The sequence below is a fragment of the Mesorhizobium sp. M7A.F.Ca.US.006.04.2.1 genome (assembly GCF_004022915.1).
Taxonomy (GTDB): Bacteria; Pseudomonadota; Alphaproteobacteria; order Rhizobiales; family Rhizobiaceae; genus Mesorhizobium; species Mesorhizobium ciceri.
In genome coordinates this window covers 1-510 of sequence record NZ_RZQA01001610.1, presented here as the reverse complement: position 1 = coordinate 510, position 510 = coordinate 1, and the positions used below count along the sequence as shown (strand labels likewise).

Sequence of the window (510 nt, the reverse complement as noted above, 5' to 3'; positions counted from 1 at the left end):
GCATCGCCGGCGGCAACACCATCCTGCTCAACGCAGCGGCACGCGACCTGCTGGCCAGGGCCTGCATGCGGACCGGGTTCGTCAGCCACGACTGGTGGGCCTATCTCATCGTGACCGCTGCCGGCGGCATCGTCCGCTACGATCCGCGGCCGCTGGTGCGCTACCGGCAGCATGCGGCAAATTTGGTCGGCGCCAACGTGTCCTGGAAAGCAAGGGTGTCCCGGCTTGGCCGCCTGTTCAAGGGGGAATTCGCCGGCTGGACGGACCTCAACCTTGACGGTCTCGCCGTCAATCGCGACCTCCTGACCGAGGACGCGATGGTGTGCCTCGACCTTTTCACCCACGGGCGCGACGGCGGCCTTTTCCGCCGCTTGGCAGGCTTGCGCCGAAGCGGCGTCTATCGGCAGACCGTTTCCGGAAACCTGGGGCTCTATCTCGCCTTCATCCTGGGGCGCATCTGAACATTGCGACGGCTGCGTGGCGCGCTTGGTCAAGAGATCGGCTCATGCT

The 510-nt window shown here is 66.1% G+C and carries 1 pseudogene; it reads left to right on the top strand.

The features are described from left to right. Positions 1-461 (top strand): annotated as a pseudogene (locus EN925_RS39020) (glycosyltransferase family 2 protein); the annotation flags it as partial. Positions 462-510 lie beyond the last annotated feature (49 nt).